Below are 18276 nucleotides of genomic sequence, written 5' to 3'. Positions count from 1 at the left end.
CTGGCAACGGGGCAAAATGTGCTGTCGCGACCAAGGGGTTCAATTATCAGCCGGCAAACGCATAGTTGTTTATTTTTCGTTGATGTCTGGGGCCGTATAGTCCGCCAGGAAATAAACGCGGCTGCCTGCAATACAGTTTATGCCTGACGTTACCTACCCTAAAGAAGTTGCCGCGCCAGGGACAGTAGTTTCGTCTTCCCGCGGGCGGATTTGTCGATAACCGCATGTTTTTTGTCTCACCGGAGGTGGATCACCTGTATGGACCCCGTACCCAACCCTGATTGTTATTCTCCCATCCGGTAAAGCCCCTGCGCTTTTTCGCGCCCGCCTTGCCGGATGATAAACGGCAGGCAGAAGCGACGCTCTTCTGCTGATGAACTTTTTGCCCTGCCCGGCGGTATTCGTCCGGATCGGCACGGAAGACAGCATCATGATTACACTTTACGCACGTCAACTTTTTACGCGGCTCTATCATCATTTGCCCCGCCGCCTGTTCCAGCGCGACCTGATGCTGGACGGGCTGAAAGCCGGCGCCAGCCGCACTGTGCCCGCCGCCCTGACCCGCGCCTGCCTGGAGTGCGCGCAGGCCACGCAAGCGGAGCTCTACGCGCGTTTCGCCAGCGGCCCGCAGGGCCTGGACGCGGCCGGCGTCGCCATCGCGCACCGGCGGCATGGCCTGAACAGCGTGGCCGCCGAGCAGCCGCTGACCTGGCGGCGGCACTTATGGTCCTGCTATCGCAATCCCTTCAATATCCTGCTGACGGTGCTGGGCATCGTGTCCTACGGCACCGACGACATCATTGCCGCCGGGGTGATCGCCCTGATGGTGATGATTGCCACCCTGCTTAATTTTATCCAGGAGGCGCGCTCCAACAAGGCCGCCGACGCGCTCAAGGCCATGGTGAGCAATACCGCCACGGTACTGCGCGCCGACGGGCCGGGCGGCAGCGGCGTGTACCAGGAGATCGCCATGGCCAGCCTGGTGCCGGGGGATATCGTCAAACTGTCCGCCGGGGATATGATCCCGGCGGATTTACGCATCCTGCATGCCCGGGATCTGTTTATCGGCCAGGCGGCGCTGACCGGCGAAGCGCTGCCGGTGGAAAAAAAAGCCGGCGTCGCTGGGGAGGCCGGGCGCAATCCCCTGGAATGCGGCAACCTGTGTTTTATGGGCACCAACGTGGTAAGCGGCACGGCGCAGGCGCTGGTCATCGGTACCGGCGATAGCACCTGGTTCGGTCAGCTTGCCGGCCAGTCCACGGCGCAATGCGCGCCGCCAAACGCGTTCCAGCTGGGCATCAGCCGGGTCAGCTGGCTGCTGATCCGCTTTATGCTGGTCATGACGCCGGTGGTGTTGCTGGTGAACGGTTTTACCAAAGGCGACTGGTGGGAAGCGGCGCTGTTTTCGCTCTCGGTGGCCGTGGGCCTGACGCCCGAAATGCTGCCGATGATTGTCACTTCGTCCCTGGCGAAGGGGGCGGTGCAGCTCTCGCGCCAGAAGGTGATCGTCAAGCGGCTGGACGCCATCCAGAACTTCGGCGCGATGGATATCCTGTGCACCGATAAAACCGGCACGCTGACCCAGGATAAAATTGTGCTGGCCAGCCATACCGATGCGTTCGGCAAGCGCTGTGAGCGGGTGCTGCAAAACGCCTGGCTGAACAGCTTCTACCAGACCGGCCTGAAAAACCTGCTGGATAAGGCGGTGCTGGAAAAAATGGCGCAGGAAGACGCCGGCCTGGCGCAGGCGCGGTGGCGCAAAATCGATGAAATCCCCTTTGATTTTGAGCGCCGCCGGATGTCGGTGATTGTCGGCGCCGACGACGGCCAGGCGCGGCTTATCTGTAAAGGCGCGCTGGAGGAGGTGCTGGGCGTTTGCAGCCGGGTGCGCCACGGCGACGATATCGTGCCGCTCGGCGCCGCGTTGCTGGCGCAAATCAGCGCCGTGGCCGGCGAGCTGTCGCTGCAGGGGCTGCGGGTGGTGGCGGTGGCCGGTAAACCCGTCGCCATGGAACGCGGCGACTTCAGCCGGCTGGATGAGGCGGATCTGGTCCTCGAAGGTTATATCGCCTTTCTCGACCCGCCGAAAGAAAGCACCGCGCCGGCGCTGGAGGCGCTGGCCAGGCACGGCGTCACGGTGAAGATACTCACCGGCGATAACGAACGGGTGGCGGCCAAGGTCTGCCGGGACGTCGGCCTGGCGGTCGACCGGGTGCTGACCGGCGATGAGATCGAGGGCATGGACGACAGGCAGCTGGCGCTTATCGCCCGGGCGACCACGGTGTTCGCCAAACTGACGCCGCTGCAAAAAGCGCGCATTGTCGGCGCCCTGCGCCGGGAAGGGCACGTGGTGGGGTTTATGGGCGACGGCATTAACGACGCGCCGGCCCTGCGCGCGGCGGATATCGGCATCTCGGTGGACTCGGCGGTGGACATCGCCAAGGAGGCGGCGGATATCATCCTGCTGGAAAAAAGCCTGATGGTGCTGGAGGCGGGCGTAATCGAGGGCCGGCGCACCTTCGTTAATATGATGAAGTATATCCGCATGACCGCCAGCTCCAACTTCGGCAATGTCTTCAGCGTGCTGGTGGCCAGCGCCTTTTTACCGTTCCTGCCGATGCTGCCGCTGCATCTGCTGGTGCAGAACCTGATTTATGATATCTCGCAGATTGCCATCCCGTTCGATAAGGTGGACGAGGAGCAGCTACGGCGCCCGCAACGGTGGCGCAGCGGGGACCTGGGGCGTTTTATGGTGTTTTTCGGCCCCATCAGCTCCATCTTCGATATCCTGACCTTTTGCCTGATGTGGTGGGTATTCAAAGCCAACACGCCCGAGCAACAGACTCTGTTCCAGACCGGCTGGTTTGTGGTGGGCGTGCTGTCGCAAACCCTGGTGGTGCATATGCTGCGCACGCGTAAAATACCGTTTTTGCACAGTCGCCCGTCCTGGCAGCTTGGCATCACCACCCTGGCGGTCATCGCCGCCACCGTCGGCATGACCTTTACGCCGCTGGCCGGATTCCTGCACCTGCAGGCGCTGCCGGGCGGCTACTGGCCCTGGCTGGTGGCGATACTCGCCGGCTATATGGCGCTGGTCCAGTCCATGAAAGGCTGGTTCGTGCGCCGGTATGGCTGGCAATAAGTGCACGCCGGCGCCAAGCCTCGTCCCGCGCCGGCTAATTCTCCGCCAGCTTCAGCGGCGGCAGCTGCAGGAAGGTGTTCAGCAGTCCTTCGGCCCAGGCTTTGCGGATAGTGGCGAAGTAGGGGTGCTGCTCGGTAATGCGATACTGCTCGTCGCTGGCGAAGCTGTCGCGGCGATAGATCATCACATCCAGCGGCAGGCCCACCGACAGGTTGCTGCGCAGCGTCGAATCGATGGAAATCAGCGCGCAGCACATGGCCTGTTCCAGGGGGGTGTCAAAGGACAATACCCGGTCGATAATCGGTTTGCCGTATTTGCTCTCGCCAATCTGAAAGTAGGGGGTATCTTCCGTGGCCTCGATAAAATTGCCCTCCGGGTAGATATGGAACAGCCGGGGCCCTTCGCCGGCGATTTGCCCGCCCAGCAGGATGCTGCAGCTGAAATCGGTGCTGGAACCGCTTTGCTGCGCGCTGCTGTCGCGGAAAATAACTTCCCGCACCGTTTCGCCAATCAGGCTGGCGGCGTCGAACAGCGTGGGCACGGTCAGCAGGTTCGGCCGTTCCATATCCCGGGTGCGCAGCCGCAGCAGGTTGATGATGCTCTGGGTGGTCGCCAGGTTGCCGGCGCTTTGCAGCACCAGCGTGCGCTCGCTGTCCTGATGCAGGACATGCAGCTTACGGAAGGTCGAGATATGATCCACTCCGGCATTGGTACGGGAGTCGGAGGCAAACACCAGTCCGTCCGACAGGCGCATCGCCACGCAGTAGGTCATAGAAATATATCCTCGTTATGCAGGTTATTGTTGTTGGGCGCCGGCCTGGCTCTCCTTGCCTGGCGGGCGGCTTCCCTCGGTCTGCTCCACCGTCGCTTCTGAAAACATCTCTTCGTAGCCGCCGCCGATACGCGAGCCGCGCACCGGGCAGGCGTCGAGATAATCGAAGCCGACCGCCAGCTTCAGGTGCTGGCTGGGGTTACAGGTGTTATTGGTAATATCGAAACTCTGCCAGTGCTCGTTCAGCCACACTTCCACCCAGGCGTGCATCGCCACGTGTTTGGTGTCTTCGCTGTAAATATAGCCGCTGACGTAGCGCGCGGGGATATGCAGGCTGCGGCAACAGGCCAGGAATACATGGGAATGATCCTGACAGACTCCGTGCTGGGCGGCAAATACTTTAGCCGCCGAATCCTGCACCTGGGTGGCGCCGGGGGTATAGGGCATGCGTTCGCGCAGTTCCGCCATCAGTTCGCGCAGGCTTTCGTCCGCGGCGGCGGCGCGGTAATAACGCGCGGCGAAAGTGCGGATGGCCTCGTCCGCCCGCGTCAGCGGGCTGGGACGCAAGAAGACCAGCGGCGACAGCGGGCCGCATTCCTCCATGATTTCCTCGCTGTTATCGGCAATCTCCACCACGCCTTTGGCGCGGATGGCGATCACCTCATGCGGCCGGTCGAGGGTCAGCACATGCTGCAGGTTGCCGAAGCCGTCGATAACCTGCGTCGCCTGCTCCGGCAGGTTAAGCGACCATTCCATAATCCGTTGCCGGGCGGTGTTCTGCGGCGTCAGGCGCAGGTATTGCGTGCTGAATTTGACCTCGTGATCGTAGCGATAATGGGTCAGGTGATCGACGGCCAGTTTCATAACGCCTCCAGATACGTATGGTTAATGCTTTCCGCCAGCGCGTTGATCTTGCCCTGGAATTGCATCATATAAGCCTGCAACCCCAGCGCCAGCACTTCATCCAGCGTGCTGAAGCGCAGCTCCACGTTCAGGGTATGGGCCAGCCGCCGGGGCACATTGGCCCGCTGGCCGCCGATCCGCTCCAACTGCTGCACCACATCGCCCACACAGGCGCGCAGGGAGCGCGGCATATCGTTGCGCAGCACCAGCAGCTCGGCCACCGTTTCGCGGCTGACGGGATGTTTATACAGGCTGTGGTAGGCCTCGCGGGCGCTGACCGCGCGCAGCAGGGTATCGAGGCGATAATATTCGCGCACCGGATCGGAGTCGGCATCCAGCTGCTGGTCCTTGACGCCCAGCAATTGCGCCGTGGCGTAGGCGCGCTCGATAAGCGTGCCGAGGCGGATAAAACACAGGGCGTCGTTGCGCAGCAGGGTGCCGAACATGGCGCCGCGGAACAGGTGCGCCCGTTCCTTGACCCAGTCAAAGAACGCATCGGTGCCCACCTTGGCCACGCCCTTGCCGCGCATCAGCTTCATTTCGATCCAGGTGGCGTTAATGCTTTCCCACACCTCGGATGACAGGCTGCCGCGCACCGCATGGGCGTTGTTCCAGGCCACCTCGAAGCAGCTGTAGATGCTGCTCGGATTGTGGGGATCCAGGGCGAAAAAGTTCAGCAGATTGGTCATGCTCAGGCGGGGATAATGCTCGGCAAACAGCTCGTGGGTGCCGGTCAGGTTAAGCGGCAGGGTTAAATCCTCGTTTTGCTGGCTGCGCAGCGGCATCAGCGACAGCTTATAGGTCACGTCCAATACCCGGGCAATGCTTTCGGCCCGCTCCAGGTATCGGGCCATCCAGTAGAGTTCGCTGGCGGTTCTGCTTAGCATGCGTCGTCCTCCATAATCCAGGTATCCTTGGTGCCGCCGCCCTGGGACGAGTTCACCACCAGCGAGCCGGCGTTCAGCGCCACCCGGGTCAGCCCGCCCGGCACCAGCCGCACCTCGTCGCCGGTCAGGGCGAACGGCCGCAGGTCGATATGGCGCGGCGCCAGGCCTTCCTCGACAAAGGTCGGGCAGGTGGACAGCGCCAGCGTCTCCTGGGCGATATAGTTGCTGGGGTTGGCCAGCAGGCGCTGGCGGAATTCAGCCAGTTCGGCGCGCGAGGCTTTCGGCCCCACCAGCATGCCGTAGCCGCCGGCGCCGTGCACCTCTTTCACCACCAGCTTTTCCAGGTTGGCCAGCACGTAGGACAGGGCGCTGGGATCGCGGCACTGCCAGGTGGGGATATTGCCGAGGATGGGCTCTTCGGAAAGATAAAACCGGATCATCTCCGGCACATAGGGATAAATGGATTTATCATCCGCCACCCCGGTGCCCAGCGCGTTGGCCAACACCACGCCGCCGGCGCGGTAGACCGACAGCAGCCCGGGCACGCCCAGCGTGGAGTCGGCGCGAAAGGCCAGCGGATCGATATAGGCGTCGTCGATACGGCGGTAGATCACATCCACCTTGCACGGTCCCTCGGTGGTGCGCATATAAACCGCGCCCTGTTTGACGAACAGATCGGCGGCCTCCACCAGCTCCACGCCCATCTGCTGCGCCAGGAAACTGTGCTCGAAGTAGGCGCTGTTAAAACGCCCCGGCGTCATCACCACCACCGTCGGGTCTTCCACCGCCGTGCTTTCGCGCAGGGTTTGCAGCAGGTCGAAAGGATAGCGCTCGATGGGGGCGATATGCTGGCTGGCGAACAGATCCGGATAAAGCCGCATCATCATTTTGCGGTTTTCCAGCATATAGGAAACGCCGGACGGCGTGCGCAGGTTATCTTCCAGCACATAATAGTGCCCGTCGCTGTTGCGCACCATATCGGTGCCGACGATATGCGCATAGGTATTATTATGCAGATCGATCCCCTGCATGCAGGGCTGGTATTGTTCGTTGGCCAGCACCTGTTCCGTCGGCACGATACCCGCCTTTAGGATATTTTGCCCGTGGTAGATATCATAAAGGAACGCGTTCAGGGCCTTGACCCGCTGGCGAATGCCGCGATCCATCCAGGCCCACTCCTTGGCCGGGATAATGCGCGGCACGCTGTCGAACGGGATCAAGCGCTCGGTGCCGCCCTCTTCTCCGTAGACGTTAAAGGTAATGCCAACCCGGTGAAACAACAGCTCGGCTTCTTCTTTTTTCTGCTGAATGGCCTGCCGGTCCGCCTGCTGCAGCCATTGCCAGTAAGCGCCGTAGTGGCCGCGATGTCCGCCGTCGGCCAACAGCATCTCATCAAAAAAGGGCGACCCGGAAAGATTTATTTTAATCATCTGTTTACCTTTGCTGGCCCATCAACGCTGATAAAACCCCGTTAGCAGCTCCATTGACAACCCATGCATAAAACGCGCCAGCCCGGGAACCGCGGCCACCGGAGAAAACCATGCCGCGGGGCGTCCGCCTGCATTATTTTAGTGCGCGCAACGCCGCCGTCGCCGTTTTCTCCCCAAAATGGTGCGTAAAATTAACCTGTTGCACGCGGACGCTTGCCTGCCATATACACTTGCTATATACCGTAATGACGTATAATTTGATGAATAAACAGGCTAAAGGAGAGGTTGGATGTCCACGAGTACAATCTTTATCAATAATCGCTCGCAGGCCGTGCGCATCCCGGCTGAGTTACGCTTTGCCGATGATGTGAAGGTGGTGAATGTCCGCGCGGTGGGGAATGAGCGGATTATCTCTCCCGCGCAGCACCGCTGGGATAGCTTTTTTTTGACCGACCCGGCGGTCTCGGAAGATTTTCCGGAGGAAAGACCCTCTCAACCGCAACCTGAGCGTGAGTCCTTTTAATGTATAAATATATGCTCGAGACGAATTTTGTCATCTACGTGATAAAACGGCGTCCGCTTGAGATGCTTGACCTGTTTAACGCCAATGCGGGGCGCATGGTGTTATCGTCCATTACGCTGGCCGAGCTGATGCACGCCGCGGAAAAAAGCGCGGATGCGGCGCGCAATTACCGGGCGGTGGAGAGTTTTGTTTCGCGCATGGAAGTCCTGGGGTATGGCGCGAAAGCGGCGCGGCATTATGGCGATATCCTGGCCCATCTGGAACAGACGGGCCTGCCGATAGGGGTAAACGAGGTGCATATCGCGGCCCATGCCCGCAGCGAGGGTTTGGTCGTCGTCACCAACAACCCGGCGGAATTCAGCCGGGTCGAGGGTTTGCTGATTGAAAACTGGATTAACTAAGGCGCCGGGCGCGCCTGTCATGGCCTAGCGCCGTACGGCGATGGCCTCGATTTCAATCTGCACGTCTTTCGGCAGGCGCGCCACTTCCACGCATGAACGGGCCGGGAAGGGCGCGTTATGTTCGGTGAAAAAAGCTTCGTAAGCGGCGTTGACGGTGCCGAAGTCGTTTAAATCCTTGACGAACACCGTGGTTTTAATAATATCCGCCACCTTCAGGCCGGCGGCTTCCACAATCGCCCGCACGTTGTCCAGCGATTGACGGGCCTGCGCCGCGATATCATCGGCCACCAGCCCGGTTTGCGGGTTAATGGGGATCTGGCCTGAGGTGAAAAGCATAGTGCCGAGATCGACCGCCTGAACGTAGGGTCCGATGGCGGCCGGTGCGTTTTCAGTACTGATAATACGGGACATGCTGGCTCCTGGGGTTGATAGGCGAATCAAAAAGCGTTGCCGGCCATTATAAGGACTAAACCGGCGCGTGCCCAGCTCAGGCGTTCTGGATAACCGCCTGATGCTCGAACTCTTTTTCACAATATTTGCATTTCAGGTGCACCTGGCTGTCGCGGCTTTTGACCGTAAAACCCGAGGCCACCGGCTCGCTGCGGCTGATGCAGTTGCTGTTGGGGCAGGTCAGCACGCCGTCGATGCGATCCGGCAGCGTCAGGGTCAGCTTGCGCACCACTTCATAGTTATCGATACGATTCACGGTGGCGTGGGGGGCGTACATCGCCAGCTGGTTCGCCTGCTGTTCGGTAAGGAACACGTTCTCGATCTTGATCAGATCTTTTTTCCCCAACTGGTTCGACGGCAGGTTCAACCCGATGGTGATGCGCTGATCGGTGGCGGTCAGCTTAAACAGGGTCAGCAGCTTAAAACCCACCTGCGCCGGGATATGGTCGATCACCGTGCCGCGCTTGATTGCCTCGACCTGCAGTTTATTATCCTGAGTCATTCTCTTTCCCCTTAGCCTGCCAGTTGATCGTTTAACACCAGGGACAATAACGCCTGGCGCGCGAAAATGCCGTTGCCGGCCTGCTGGAAATAATACGCGTAGGGCGTGGCGTCCACCTCGTGGGCAATTTCATCCACCCTGGGCAGCGGATGCAGCACCTTGAGATTCGCGCGCGCCTTCAGCAGATCCACGGCGCGCAGCACAAACTGAGCCTTGACGTTGGCGTATTCCGACGGATCCAGCCGTTCTTTCTGCACCCGGGTCATATACAGGATATCCAGCTGCGGCATCACTTCCTCGATGGTGGCATGCACGCTGTACCCGATGCCTTTATCCGCCAGCATATTCAGGATATAGGCGGGCATCGCCAGCGCTTCCGGCGCGATCAGGAAAAAGTGATTGCCGTCGAACTTGGCCAGCGCCTGGGCCAGGGAGTGGACGGTGCGGCCGTACTTCAGGTCGCCCACCAGGGCCACGTTAAGGTTATTCAGCCGTCCCTGGGTTTCCTGAATGGTAAACAGGTCAAGCAGGGTCTGGGTCGGGTGCTGGTTGGCGCCGTCGCCGGCGTTGAGGATGGGCACGCCGCCGGAAAATTCGGTGGCGAGCCGGGCGGCCCCCTCCTGCGGATGGCGCATGACGATGGCGTCGACGTAGGTGCTGATAACCGAAATAGTGTCCGCCAGGGTTTCGCCCTTTTTGCCCAGCGAGGTATTGCCGGCGTCGGAGAACCCGACCACCGAGGCGCCCAGGCGGTGGATGGCGGTTTCAAACGACAGCCTGGTACGGGTGGAGGCTTCAAAAAAACAGCTGGCCACCACTTTATGTTTCAACAGCTCCGGTTGCGGACGGGCTTTCAGGCCGGCTGCGGTGCGCAGTACCAGCTCCAGCTCCTCGCGGTTCAGGTCATTAATGGAAATGATGTGTTTTTGATAAAGGGGGTTAGCCATGTATGTCCTCCTTACGGGTGTCGTTGACGCCGGCCTTGCGCAAGTGTAGATCGCGGTTTGGGATAGCGCGCAAAAAAAAGCCCCTCAACGAGGGGCCTGATACGGATAGATAAAAACGGGCAACGGGAGCAGCAACGGCAGCTGGCCGCCTGCGGGCAGGCGGCGGCAGTCATAGGCAGCAAAAATCACGCAGCTGTTCATTGATCCTCCCGGCAAATTGCCCGGAATTATACGCGCGTGCCGGCACACTTCAAGGGCCAAAACGCCGATATTTATGAATAAGCAAACGATTGGCTTGCTAATCAAAATAAGTGTTAAATAACTCTCTTTTTTCGCGCGCAATCTGATTTATAATGAAACGATATTTCATTTTAAGGAAAAATTATGATCACCGGTAATATCCATCATCTCGATCTCGTGCCTTATCTGCCCGCCAAGCTGCGTGACGCCATCGACTATGTCAAACAACACATTACCAGCGAGACGCCGCTGGGTAAGCATGATATCGACGGCGACCGGGTATTTGTGCTGATCTCCAACGACAGCACCGATCTGCTGGAAAAGCGCCGCGCCGAGTTCCACGCTAAATATCTCGATATCCAGATCGTGCTGGACGGCGTGGAAGGCATGACCTTCAGCAACCTGCCGGCGGGCAAGACCGATACCGACTGGCTGGCGGATAAGGATATTGCCTTCCTGGCCGCGGGCGAGCAGGAAAAACAGTTTGTGATGCAGGCGGGCGACTTTGTGGTGTATTACCCCGGCGAAGTGCATAAACCGCTGTGCGCGGTCGGCGCGCCGGCCCATGTGCGCAAAGCGGTGGTGAAAATCGACACCGCCCTGGTTCGCTGAACAGATAGTACGCCGGCTTATTCCCGCGCGAGCGTTGCCACCATCACCGCTTTGATGGTGTGCAACCGGTTCTCCGCCTGATCGAATACCAGGCTGTGCGCCGATTCAAACACCTCGTCGGTCACTTCCATGCCGCCGGCCAGGCCATATTGTTCGGCCATTTGTTTGCCTACGCCGGTCTGGTCGTCATGGAACGCGGGCAGGCAGTGCAGAAATTTCACCTCTGGGTTGCCGGTCAGCCGGAGCATCGCCATATTGACCTGGTAGGGACGCAGCAGGGCGATACGCTCTCCCCACAGGGCTTTCTCCTCGCCCATGGAAACCCAAACGTCGGTGTAGATAAAATCCACCTCGCGCACGCCCGCCGCGATATCCTCGGTCAGGGTAATATTGCCGCCGCGCTGTTGCGCCAGTTCGCGGCAATGGGCCACCAGCCGCTTATCCGGCCAACAGGCGCTGGGGGCGACCAGGCGTAAATCCAGGCCGGTCAGCGCCGCCGCTTCCAGCATGCTGTTGCCCATATTGTTACGGGCGTCCCCCACGTAGGCGAACGCCATCTGCGCGAAGGTTTTCTGCGGCAGGTGTTCCTGCATGGTCAGCAGATCGGCCAGTAACTGGGTAGGGTGGAACTCGGTGGTTAACCCGTTCCACACCGGCACGCCGGCATGGCGCGCCAGTGTCTCGACGATCTCCTGACCGTAGCCGCGGTATTGAATGCCGTCGTAAAGCCGGCCCAGGACGCGGGCGGTATCCTTAATGGATTCCTTATGTCCGATCTGGCTGCCGCTCGGGCCGAGATAGGTGACGCGCGCGCCCTGATCGAATGCGGCGACTTCGAAAGAGCAGCGGGTGCGGGTCGAGTCTTTTTCGAAGATGAGCGCGATATTTTTACCCGCCAGGCGCGGTGTTTCCCGCCCGGACTGTTTTTCCCGCTTCAGGCTGGCGGCCAGGGCCAGTAATTCATGGATCTCGGCGGGCGTGAAATCCAATAACTTCAGGAAATGACGGTGATAGAACTGGCTCATATGCGGCGTTCTCCGGTCTTAATCAATTGTAAATTGAATTTAAATTCACTTTATATGTATGAATATTCAATTTCAAGTGTTGATATCAATTCTTTCATGTTTAAGCTGGAGCCTTACCCCCGGCTGTGGGAAAATAGGTTCCTAACAGGCCGACCGACGCATTGAGGATTGAGGGCATGGCACATCAATTTCTGGAAGAGCAGCGTGACGAAACGCGTTTGATAATCGAAGAGCTGCTGGAAGATGGCAGCGATCCGGAAGCGCTTTACACCATTGAACACCATCTGTCCGCCGAGAATTTCGATACGCTGGAAAAAGCCGCGGTCGAAGCCTTCAAGCTGGGTTATGAAGTCACCGATGCCGAAGAGCTGGAAGTGGAAGACGGCTCCGTGCTGATGTGCTGCGACGCCGTCAGCGAAATCGCGCTGAACGCGGAACTTATCGACACCCAGGTCGAACAGCTGTTTACCTTGGCCGAGCGCCTGGGCGTCAACTATGACGGCTGGGGCACGTATTTTGAAGACGGCGAAGACGACGAAGACGACGAAGCGGATGAGGACGGCGAAGAGGGGATTGACGGCTCGGCCCCGCCGGCGCGCGGCCTTCTGGATCAGGACGACAACGGCACCCGCCACTAAGGCCATACGCGCCGTCAGATCAAAGGCTTAAGCATCGTGACTTCGCAATCCACATGTCCGGTGTGGCCCATCGGCCCGGCGATATGCCCAAACCCCAGCCGTTCATACAGCGCTATGGCCCGGGTCAGGGTGGCGGTGGTTTCCAGGTAACAGTGGGTAAACCCCTGCCCGCGGGCAAAGTCCAGCGCCTTGAGCGCCAGCTCATGGGCCAGGCCGCGCCCGCGCAGGACCGATAAAAAATACATCTTCTGCAGTTCACATATCCCCACATCCGCGCCGGCCAGCGGGGCAATGCCGCCGCCGCCGGCAATCCTGCCTTCAAACTCAATCACCCAGTACGCGCTGCGCGGCTGGCTGTAGAGCTGGTACAGATTATCCAGGTTCGGGTCGGAGACGGTATAGCCTTTATCCGCCGTCAGGCCGAACTCGGCCGATACCTGGCGAATGACGTCGGCAATGGCATGGTTATCTTCCGGCGTAATGGGGCGCACCAGAATATTGACTGAAGTAGCTGTGGACATCGTCATTACCCAAAAAAGAAAAAAGACACTAAGCCTTCTGGATTTATTGTTATGAGTAATAGCATCGCGCGGGCGGCGGATGCAAATAAATTAAACGGAGGTTAAACTTTTGTCGATTGCCGGCAAACCTCCACACGCGCTGAAAGCGGGTGTGCCGGGACGGGAACCGAGCGAGCGCCCACGTCTTTGCACGACGGCGCGGACGTTGGCACGCGCTTATGGCTCACCTCCGTGTGAGCCATAAGCGCGCGTCTATGTCGCCAGGGACGATTTATGCTCGCCCTCATGCCCGCGGGCATGGCCTGACCGGCAAACGCCCGCGGGTGACGCTTTCGTTGTCAGCTATAAATTGGCGATGGTCGCCTGCTGCTCCAGCAGCTTGGCCTTGGCGTCGGCATAACCCGCCAGTTTTTCCCGCTCTTTCGCCACCACCGCTTCCGGCGCGCGGGCGACAAAACCTTCGTTGGACAGCTTGCTCTCGATGCGCCCGATCTCGGTATCGATTTTCAGCACTTCGTTGGCCAGCCGGTCCAGCTCCAGGGCTTTGTCGATAATGCCCGCCATCGGGATCAGCAGTTCGCCTTCCTCCACCAGCTTGACGATGGAGACCGGGCCTTTCTCGCCGTCCGCCAGGATATCCAGGCTCTGCAGCCGCGCCAGCGTCTGGATAAAGCTCTTGTTATCCGCAATCCGCCGGCGGGTCAGCGCCGTGGCGCCGCGCACCAGGACATCCAGCGGTTTGCCGGGGGCGATATTCATCTCGCTGCGAATGGTGCGCACGGCGATAACCAGCTGTTTAATCCATTCCACGTCCGCCAGCGCCTGCGTATCGTCAAGCGTGGCGTCAAACTGCGGGAAGGCTTGCAGCATCAGCGTATCGTCGGTAATGCCCTTGAGCACTTTCACCCGCTGCCAGATGGTTTCGGTAATAAACGGCACTATGGGATGCGCCAGGCGCAGCAGGCCTTCCAGCACCTCCACCAGGGTATGGCGGGTGCCGCGCAATTCGGCCTCGGCGCCGCCGGTCATGACCGGTTTGGTCAGCTCAAGATACCAGTCGCAGAACTGGTTCCAGGTAAAGTCATAGAGGATATTGGCCGCCATATCGAAGCGGTAGCCGTCAAGCGCGTCGCGATAGGCTTTTACCGTACGGTTGAATTCCGCCAGGATCCAGCGGTCCGCCAGCGACAGGCTCATCTCGCCGCCATGCTGGCCACAATCCTGGTCCTCGGTGTTCATCAGCACAAAGCGGCTGGCGTTCCACAGCTTATTACAAAAGTTGCGATAGCCTTCCAGGCGCTTCATATCCCAGTTGATATCGCGCCCGGTGGACGCCAGCGCCGCCAGGGTAAAGCGCAGCGCGTCGGTGCCGTGCGGCTCGATGCCGTTGGGGAACTGCTTTTCGGTGCGCTTGCGGATTTTGTCCGCCAGCTGCGGCTGCATCATATTGCCGGTGCGCTTTTCGATAAGCGCCGGCAGCGAGATGCCGTCCACCATGTCCAGCGGGTCGATAACGTTGCCTTTGGATTTCGACATCTTTTGGCCTTCGTCGTCGCGGATAAGGCCGGTCATATACACGGTCTTGAACGGCACCTGCGCACGCCCCTGTTCATCCTTGACGAAATGCATGGTCAGCATGATCATGCGGGCGATCCAGAAGAAGATAATATCAAACCCGCTCACCAGCACGCTGGTGGGGTGGAAGGTCTTCAGCGCCTCGGTCGGCTCCGGCCAGCCCAGGGTGGAGAAGGTCCATAGGCCGGAGGAGAACCAGGTATCCAGCACGTCCTCGTCCTGGCGCAGCGCCACCGAGGCGTCAAGGCCGTTTTCGCGGCGCACCTCGGCCTCGTCGCGCCCGACATAGACCTTGCCGGCGGCGTCGTACCAGGCCGGGATGCGATGTCCCCACCACAGCTGGCGGGAAATACACCAGTCCTGGATATCGCGCATCCAGCTGAAATACATATTTTCATACTGCTTCGGCACGAACCGGATAGCGTCGTTTTCCACCGCCTCGATGGCCACCTTGGCCAGCGGCGCGGTACGCACATACCACTGATCGGTCAGCATGGGTTCAATCACCACGCCGCCGCGATCGCCGTAAGGCACGGTCAGGGCATGGGGTTTGATTTCATCAAGCAGGCCCAGGGCGTCGAAGGCGGCGACCACCGCCTTGCGGGCGGCAAAACGCTCCAGGGAGCGGAATTCGGCCGGGATCTCGCCGCTCCAGGCGTCGCTGGCCTCGCCCAGGGTGTCGAACACTTCCGCCTGTTCGCGGATATCGCCGTCCAGGGTCAGGATATTGATCATCGGCAGGCCGTGGCGCTTGCCGACCTCATAGTCGTTAAAGTCATGGGCCGGGGTGATCTTCACGCAGCCGGTGCCCTTGGTCATATCGGCATGCTCGTCGCCGAGGATGGGGATGCGGCGGCCGACCAGCGGCAACAGGACGAATTTGCCGATCAGGTCTTTATAGCGCGGGTCCGCGGGGTTCACCGCCACGCCGGTATCGCCCAGCATGGTTTCCGGACGGGTGGTGGCCACCACCAGGTAGTCCCGGCCGTCCGCGGTCCTGGCGCCGTCGGCCAGCGGGTAGCGCAGGTGCCACATGGATCCCTGGGATTCGCGGTTTTCCACCTCCAGATCGGAAATGGCGGTGCGCAGCTTGGGATCCCAGTTCACCAGGCGTTTGCCGCGGTAAATCAAATCCTGCTTGAACAGCTGGACGAACACTTCCTTCACCGCCTCGGACAGCCCGGCGTCCATGGTAAAGCGCTCGCGCTCCCAATCCACCGAGGCGCCCAGGCGGCGCATCTGGCGGGTAATGGTGCCGCCGGATTCCGCCTTCCACTGCCAGATTTTTTCGATAAAGGCGTCGCGGCCGTAATCGTGGCGGGTCTTGCCCTCTTCGGCGGCGATTTTACGCTCCACCACCATCTGCGTGGCGATGCCCGCGTGATCGGTCCCCACCTGCCACAGGGTGTTTTTACCCTGCATGCGCTGGTAACGCACGATAATGTCCATAATGGTCTGCTGAAAGGCATGACCCATATGCAGGCTGCCGGTCACGTTCGGCGGCGGGATCATGATGCAGAAGCTTTCTTTGCTGGTATCGTTATGCGGCTTGAAATAGCCCTGTTTTTCCCAGTGCTCGTACAGCGGCTGCTCGATATCGTGCGGGTTATATGTCTTTTCCATTATGCGTCGTATTTCACTGCGTTGGCGGCGTGGCCGTGGTCAATTGGAAGCCGACGCTGCGATAGGCTTTATACCGGTCGCGCGCCAACTGTTTTAATGCGTCTTCGTCCGGGACGAAGTCTATCACTTCATGGAAAGCGGAGGCAAAATCCGCGCACTGCGGCAGCAGGCTTATCAGCAGCTCGCGCGGCGCATTGCCGCGGCGCTTGGGCCAACACAGCTCCACCGGCGCGCCATAGCGCGGCCCCTCGCCCGCCAGGTTATGGGGAACAAAGGCGGCCGGGTCCCGCTGCCATAAGGCTTCGTCCAGCCTCAGCGCCTGCTCCTCGTCGTCACAGGCTATCAGCACCCTTTTGCCGGCGCGCCAGTGGAGCGCCGCCAGATCGCAGGCCAGCCGCTCCATGGGGCTAAGCCCTTCCTGGAGATCCTGCCGGTCGAGAAGATAAAAGGTTGCGTTTTTCATGTACCGTTTTAGTCAAGCCTGAGGGGGAGAACGGAAAAATAACGGGCGGCCTGGGCCGCCCGGACAAGTTTACCTTTTTTAGGCCTACTCGTCACCGTTGAGACCGGAGCGATTGAGCAGAAACTGCGCCAGCATGGAGACCGGACGCCCGGTGGCGCCTTTGGCCTTGCCCGAACGCCAGGCGGTGCCGGCGATATCCAGATGCGCCCAGCTGTATTTGCGGGCGAAACGGGACAGGAAGCAGCCGGCGGTAATGGCGCCGCCCGGCCGCCCGCCGATATTGGCCATATCGGCGAAATTGGACTCCAGCTGCTCCTGGAACTCATCTCCCAGCGGCAGGCGCCAGGCGCGGTCGCCCGACTGCTCGGCGGCGGCGATAAGCTCGTGGGCCAGCGGATTATGGTTGGACATCAGCCCGGTCAAGTGATGGCCCAGGGCGATAACGCAGGCGCCGGTCAGGGTGGCGACGTCAATCACCAGCTCGGGGTCGAAACGCTCGACATAGGTCAGCGCGTCGCACAGCACCAGCCGCCCCTCGGCGTCGGTATTCAGCACTTCCACCGTCTGGCCGGACAGGGTGGTCAGCACATCGCCGGGACGGAAGGATCGCCCGTCGACCATATTCTCGCATCCCGCCAGCACGCCCACCAGGTTCAGCGGCAGGCTCAGCTCCAGCGCCATGCGCATCACGCCGTACACGGTGGCGGCGCCGCACATATCGTATTTCATCTCGTCCATGCTGTCGGCGGGCTTGATGGAGATGCCGCCGGCATCAAAGGTCAAGCCTTTGCCCACCAGCACGATCGGACGCGCTTCCGGGTCCGGATTGCCCTTATATTCGATAACCGACATCAGAGATTCGTTTTGCGAGCCCTGGCCGACCGCCAGATAGGCGTTCATGCCCAGCTCTTTCATCTGCTGCTCGCCGATAACGCGGGTGGTGGTGGTCTTGCCGTACTTATCCGCCAGCTGGCGCGCCTGGGATGCCAGGTAGGCCGGATTGCAGATATTGGGCGGCATATTGCCCAGGTCCTTCGCGGCCTTGATGCCGGAGGCGATGGCCAGTCCATGCTGGATGGCGCGCTCGCCGCCGGTAAGCTCGCGGCGGGTGGGCACGTTAAACACCATCTTGCGCAGCGGCCGGCGCGGTTCGGCCTTATTGCTTTTCAGCTGGTCGAAGGTATAAAGCGACTCTTTGGAGGTTTCCACCGCCTGGCGCACTTTCCAGTAGGTGTTACGCCCCTTGACATGCAGTTCGGTCAAAAAGCAGACGGCTTCCATTGATCCGGTGTCATTCAGCGTATTAATGGTTTTCTGGATCACCTGCTTGTACTGGCGCTCATCCAGCTCGCGTTCCTTGCCGCATCCGATAAGCAGGATACGCTCGGAAAGCACATTGGGAACATGGTGCAGCAGCAATGTCTGGCCCACCTTCCCTTCCAGTTCGCCGCGGCGCAGTAAGGCACTGATATAACCATCGCTGATTTTGTCGAGCTGTTCGGCAATCGGCGACAGACGGCGCGGTTCGAAGACGCCGACGACAATACAGGCACTGCGTTGTTTTTCCGGGCTACCGCTTTTTACACTGAACTCCATGCACTCTCCTGAATCTTAAAGACAAA

At 60.1% G+C, this 18276-nt stretch carries 17 protein-coding genes; 5 read left to right on the top strand and 12 right to left on the bottom strand.

Going from position 1 to position 18276, the window contains the following annotated elements; genetic code table 11:
* The first annotated feature begins 430 nt into the window (after window positions 1-430).
* Complete coding sequence (gene mgtA, locus ABUK12_RS14620) at window positions 431-3142, top strand: magnesium-translocating P-type ATPase (protein ID WP_410012546.1); 2712 nt, start codon at window positions 431-433, stop codon at window positions 3140-3142.
* Between the two features lie 34 nt (window positions 3143-3176).
* On the opposite strand, the gene ABUK12_RS14615 is transcribed toward mgtA, so the two are convergent.
* From ABUK12_RS14615 to ABUK12_RS14600, 4 genes are read right to left on the bottom strand one after another with little or no spacing between them, the layout of a single operon-like run.
* The gene (locus ABUK12_RS14615; protein WP_410012545.1) at window positions 3177-3914 is read right to left on the bottom strand and encodes a peptidase; all 738 of its coding nucleotides are present in this window, start codon (window positions 3912-3914) and stop codon (window positions 3177-3179) included.
* A 24-nt stretch (window positions 3915-3938) separates the two neighbouring features.
* On the bottom strand, window positions 3939-4778 hold the full coding sequence (locus tag ABUK12_RS14610; protein WP_410012544.1) for a transglutaminase domain-containing protein: 840 nt from the start codon (window positions 4776-4778) through the stop codon (window positions 3939-3941).
* On the bottom strand, window positions 4775-5704 hold the full coding sequence (locus ABUK12_RS14605) for an alpha-E domain-containing protein (RefSeq protein WP_410012543.1): 930 nt from the start codon (window positions 5702-5704) through the stop codon (window positions 4775-4777). Before ABUK12_RS14605 ends, ABUK12_RS14610 begins: the two co-directional genes overlap by 4 nt.
* Window positions 5698-7134, bottom strand: a complete 1437-nt coding sequence (locus ABUK12_RS14600) for a circularly permuted type 2 ATP-grasp protein (RefSeq protein ID WP_410012542.1) — start codon at window positions 7132-7134, stop codon at window positions 5698-5700. Before ABUK12_RS14600 ends, ABUK12_RS14605 begins: the two co-directional genes overlap by 7 nt.
* 289 nt (window positions 7135-7423) lie before the next feature.
* Here ABUK12_RS14600 and vapB point away from each other — a divergent pair, with 289 nt between their 5' ends.
* Both vapB and vapC read left to right on the top strand, forming a co-directional pair.
* Entirely contained in the window at window positions 7424-7657 is a 234-nt protein-coding gene (vapB, locus tag ABUK12_RS14595; RefSeq protein ID WP_410012541.1) for a type II toxin-antitoxin system VapB family antitoxin, read from the top strand.
* Window positions 7657-8058 carry a tRNA(fMet)-specific endonuclease VapC gene (gene vapC / locus ABUK12_RS14590; protein WP_410012540.1) on the top strand — a complete coding sequence of 134 codons (402 nt, stop codon included), beginning with the start codon at window positions 7657-7659 and terminating at the stop codon, window positions 8056-8058. Before vapB ends, vapC begins: the two co-directional genes overlap by 1 nt.
* 24 nt (window positions 8059-8082) lie before the next feature.
* Here the strand turns inward: vapC and ridA are convergent, their stop codons facing one another.
* The 3 genes from ridA to pyrB all read right to left on the bottom strand — a co-directional run bounded on the left by ridA (window position 8083) and on the right by pyrB (window position 9957).
* Window positions 8083-8469 carry a 2-iminobutanoate/2-iminopropanoate deaminase gene (ridA, locus tag ABUK12_RS14585; protein ID WP_410012539.1) on the bottom strand — a complete coding sequence of 129 codons (387 nt, stop codon included), beginning with the start codon at window positions 8467-8469 and terminating at the stop codon, window positions 8083-8085.
* 76 nt (window positions 8470-8545) lie between these two features.
* On the bottom strand, window positions 8546-9010 hold the full coding sequence (gene pyrI / locus ABUK12_RS14580) for an aspartate carbamoyltransferase regulatory subunit (protein WP_410012538.1): 465 nt from the start codon (window positions 9008-9010) through the stop codon (window positions 8546-8548).
* An 11-nt stretch (window positions 9011-9021) separates the two neighbouring features.
* Entirely contained in the window at window positions 9022-9957 is a 936-nt protein-coding gene (pyrB, locus tag ABUK12_RS14575) for an aspartate carbamoyltransferase (protein ID WP_410012537.1), read from the bottom strand.
* A 384-nt stretch (window positions 9958-10341) separates the two neighbouring features.
* On the opposite strand from pyrB, the gene ABUK12_RS14570 reads away from it, so the two are divergent.
* On the top strand, window positions 10342-10809 hold the full coding sequence (locus ABUK12_RS14570) for a YhcH/YjgK/YiaL family protein (protein ID WP_410012536.1): 468 nt from the start codon (window positions 10342-10344) through the stop codon (window positions 10807-10809).
* 17 nt (window positions 10810-10826) lie between these two features.
* On the opposite strand, the gene argF is transcribed toward ABUK12_RS14570, so the two are convergent.
* A complete protein-coding gene (argF, locus tag ABUK12_RS14565) occupies window positions 10827-11834 on the bottom strand; it encodes an ornithine carbamoyltransferase (RefSeq protein ID WP_410012535.1) in 1008 nt (335 codons plus the stop codon).
* Between the two features lie 176 nt (window positions 11835-12010).
* On the opposite strand from argF, the gene rraB reads away from it, so the two are divergent.
* The gene (rraB, locus tag ABUK12_RS14560) at window positions 12011-12472 is read left to right on the top strand and encodes a ribonuclease E inhibitor RraB (RefSeq protein WP_410012534.1); all 462 of its coding nucleotides are present in this window, start codon (window positions 12011-12013) and stop codon (window positions 12470-12472) included.
* A 14-nt stretch (window positions 12473-12486) separates the two neighbouring features.
* On the opposite strand, the gene ABUK12_RS14555 is transcribed toward rraB, so the two are convergent.
* From ABUK12_RS14555 to pepA, 4 genes are all read right to left on the bottom strand, one after another.
* The gene (locus ABUK12_RS14555; protein ID WP_410012533.1) at window positions 12487-12993 is read right to left on the bottom strand and encodes a GNAT family N-acetyltransferase; all 507 of its coding nucleotides are present in this window, start codon (window positions 12991-12993) and stop codon (window positions 12487-12489) included.
* A 342-nt stretch (window positions 12994-13335) separates the two neighbouring features.
* Window positions 13336-16191, bottom strand: coding sequence for a valine--tRNA ligase (locus tag ABUK12_RS14550; protein ID WP_410012532.1), 2856 nt, complete (start codon window positions 16189-16191; stop codon window positions 13336-13338).
* A gap of 13 nt (window positions 16192-16204) precedes the next feature.
* Window positions 16205-16654 carry a DNA polymerase III subunit chi gene (locus ABUK12_RS14545; RefSeq protein ID WP_410012531.1) on the bottom strand — a complete coding sequence of 150 codons (450 nt, stop codon included), beginning with the start codon at window positions 16652-16654 and terminating at the stop codon, window positions 16205-16207.
* A gap of 84 nt (window positions 16655-16738) precedes the next feature.
* Window positions 16739-18250, bottom strand: a complete 1512-nt coding sequence (gene pepA / locus ABUK12_RS14540; RefSeq protein ID WP_331122916.1) for a leucyl aminopeptidase — start codon at window positions 18248-18250, stop codon at window positions 16739-16741.
* Window positions 18251-18276 lie beyond the last annotated feature (26 nt).

The sequence above is a fragment of the Sodalis sp. C49 genome (genome assembly GCF_046352915.1).
Classification (GTDB): domain Bacteria; phylum Pseudomonadota; class Gammaproteobacteria; order Enterobacterales; family Enterobacteriaceae; genus Acerihabitans.
Note: the sequence above shows the minus strand (reverse complement) of the source record. Positions and strands in the feature narration are given on the sequence as shown.

Bases quoted from the DNA above. Each gene is read 5' to 3' on its own strand.
- mgtA (WP_410012546.1), top strand. From the start codon at position 431: ATGATTACACTTTACGCACGTCAACTTTTTACGCGGCTCTATCATCAT.
- ABUK12_RS14615 (WP_410012545.1), bottom strand. From the start codon at position 3,914: ATGACCTACTGCGTGGCGATGCGCCTGTCGGACGGACTGGTGTTTGCC.
- ABUK12_RS14610 (WP_410012544.1), bottom strand. From the start codon at position 4,778: ATGAAACTGGCCGTCGATCACCTGACCCATTATCGCTACGATCACGAG.
- ABUK12_RS14605 (WP_410012543.1), bottom strand. From the start codon at position 5,704: ATGCTAAGCAGAACCGCCAGCGAACTCTACTGGATGGCCCGATACCTG.
- ABUK12_RS14600 (WP_410012542.1), bottom strand. From the start codon at position 7,134: ATGATTAAAATAAATCTTTCCGGGTCGCCCTTTTTTGATGAGATGCTG.
- vapB (WP_410012541.1), top strand. From the start codon at position 7,424: ATGTCCACGAGTACAATCTTTATCAATAATCGCTCGCAGGCCGTGCGC.
- vapC (WP_410012540.1), top strand. From the start codon at position 7,657: ATGTATAAATATATGCTCGAGACGAATTTTGTCATCTACGTGATAAAA.
- ridA (WP_410012539.1), bottom strand. From the start codon at position 8,469: ATGTCCCGTATTATCAGTACTGAAAACGCACCGGCCGCCATCGGACCC.
- pyrI (WP_410012538.1), bottom strand. From the start codon at position 9,010: ATGACTCAGGATAATAAACTGCAGGTCGAGGCAATCAAGCGCGGCACG.
- pyrB (WP_410012537.1), bottom strand. From the start codon at position 9,957: ATGGCTAACCCCCTTTATCAAAAACACATCATTTCCATTAATGACCTG.
- ABUK12_RS14570 (WP_410012536.1), top strand. From the start codon at position 10,342: ATGATCACCGGTAATATCCATCATCTCGATCTCGTGCCTTATCTGCCC.
- argF (WP_410012535.1), bottom strand. From the start codon at position 11,834: ATGAGCCAGTTCTATCACCGTCATTTCCTGAAGTTATTGGATTTCACG.
- rraB (WP_410012534.1), top strand. From the start codon at position 12,011: ATGGCACATCAATTTCTGGAAGAGCAGCGTGACGAAACGCGTTTGATA.
- ABUK12_RS14555 (WP_410012533.1), bottom strand. From the start codon at position 12,993: ATGTCCACAGCTACTTCAGTCAATATTCTGGTGCGCCCCATTACGCCG.
- ABUK12_RS14550 (WP_410012532.1), bottom strand. From the start codon at position 16,191: ATGGAAAAGACATATAACCCGCACGATATCGAGCAGCCGCTGTACGAG.
- ABUK12_RS14545 (WP_410012531.1), bottom strand. From the start codon at position 16,654: ATGAAAAACGCAACCTTTTATCTTCTCGACCGGCAGGATCTCCAGGAA.
- pepA (WP_331122916.1), bottom strand. From the start codon at position 18,250: ATGGAGTTCAGTGTAAAAAGCGGTAGCCCGGAAAAACAACGCAGTGCC.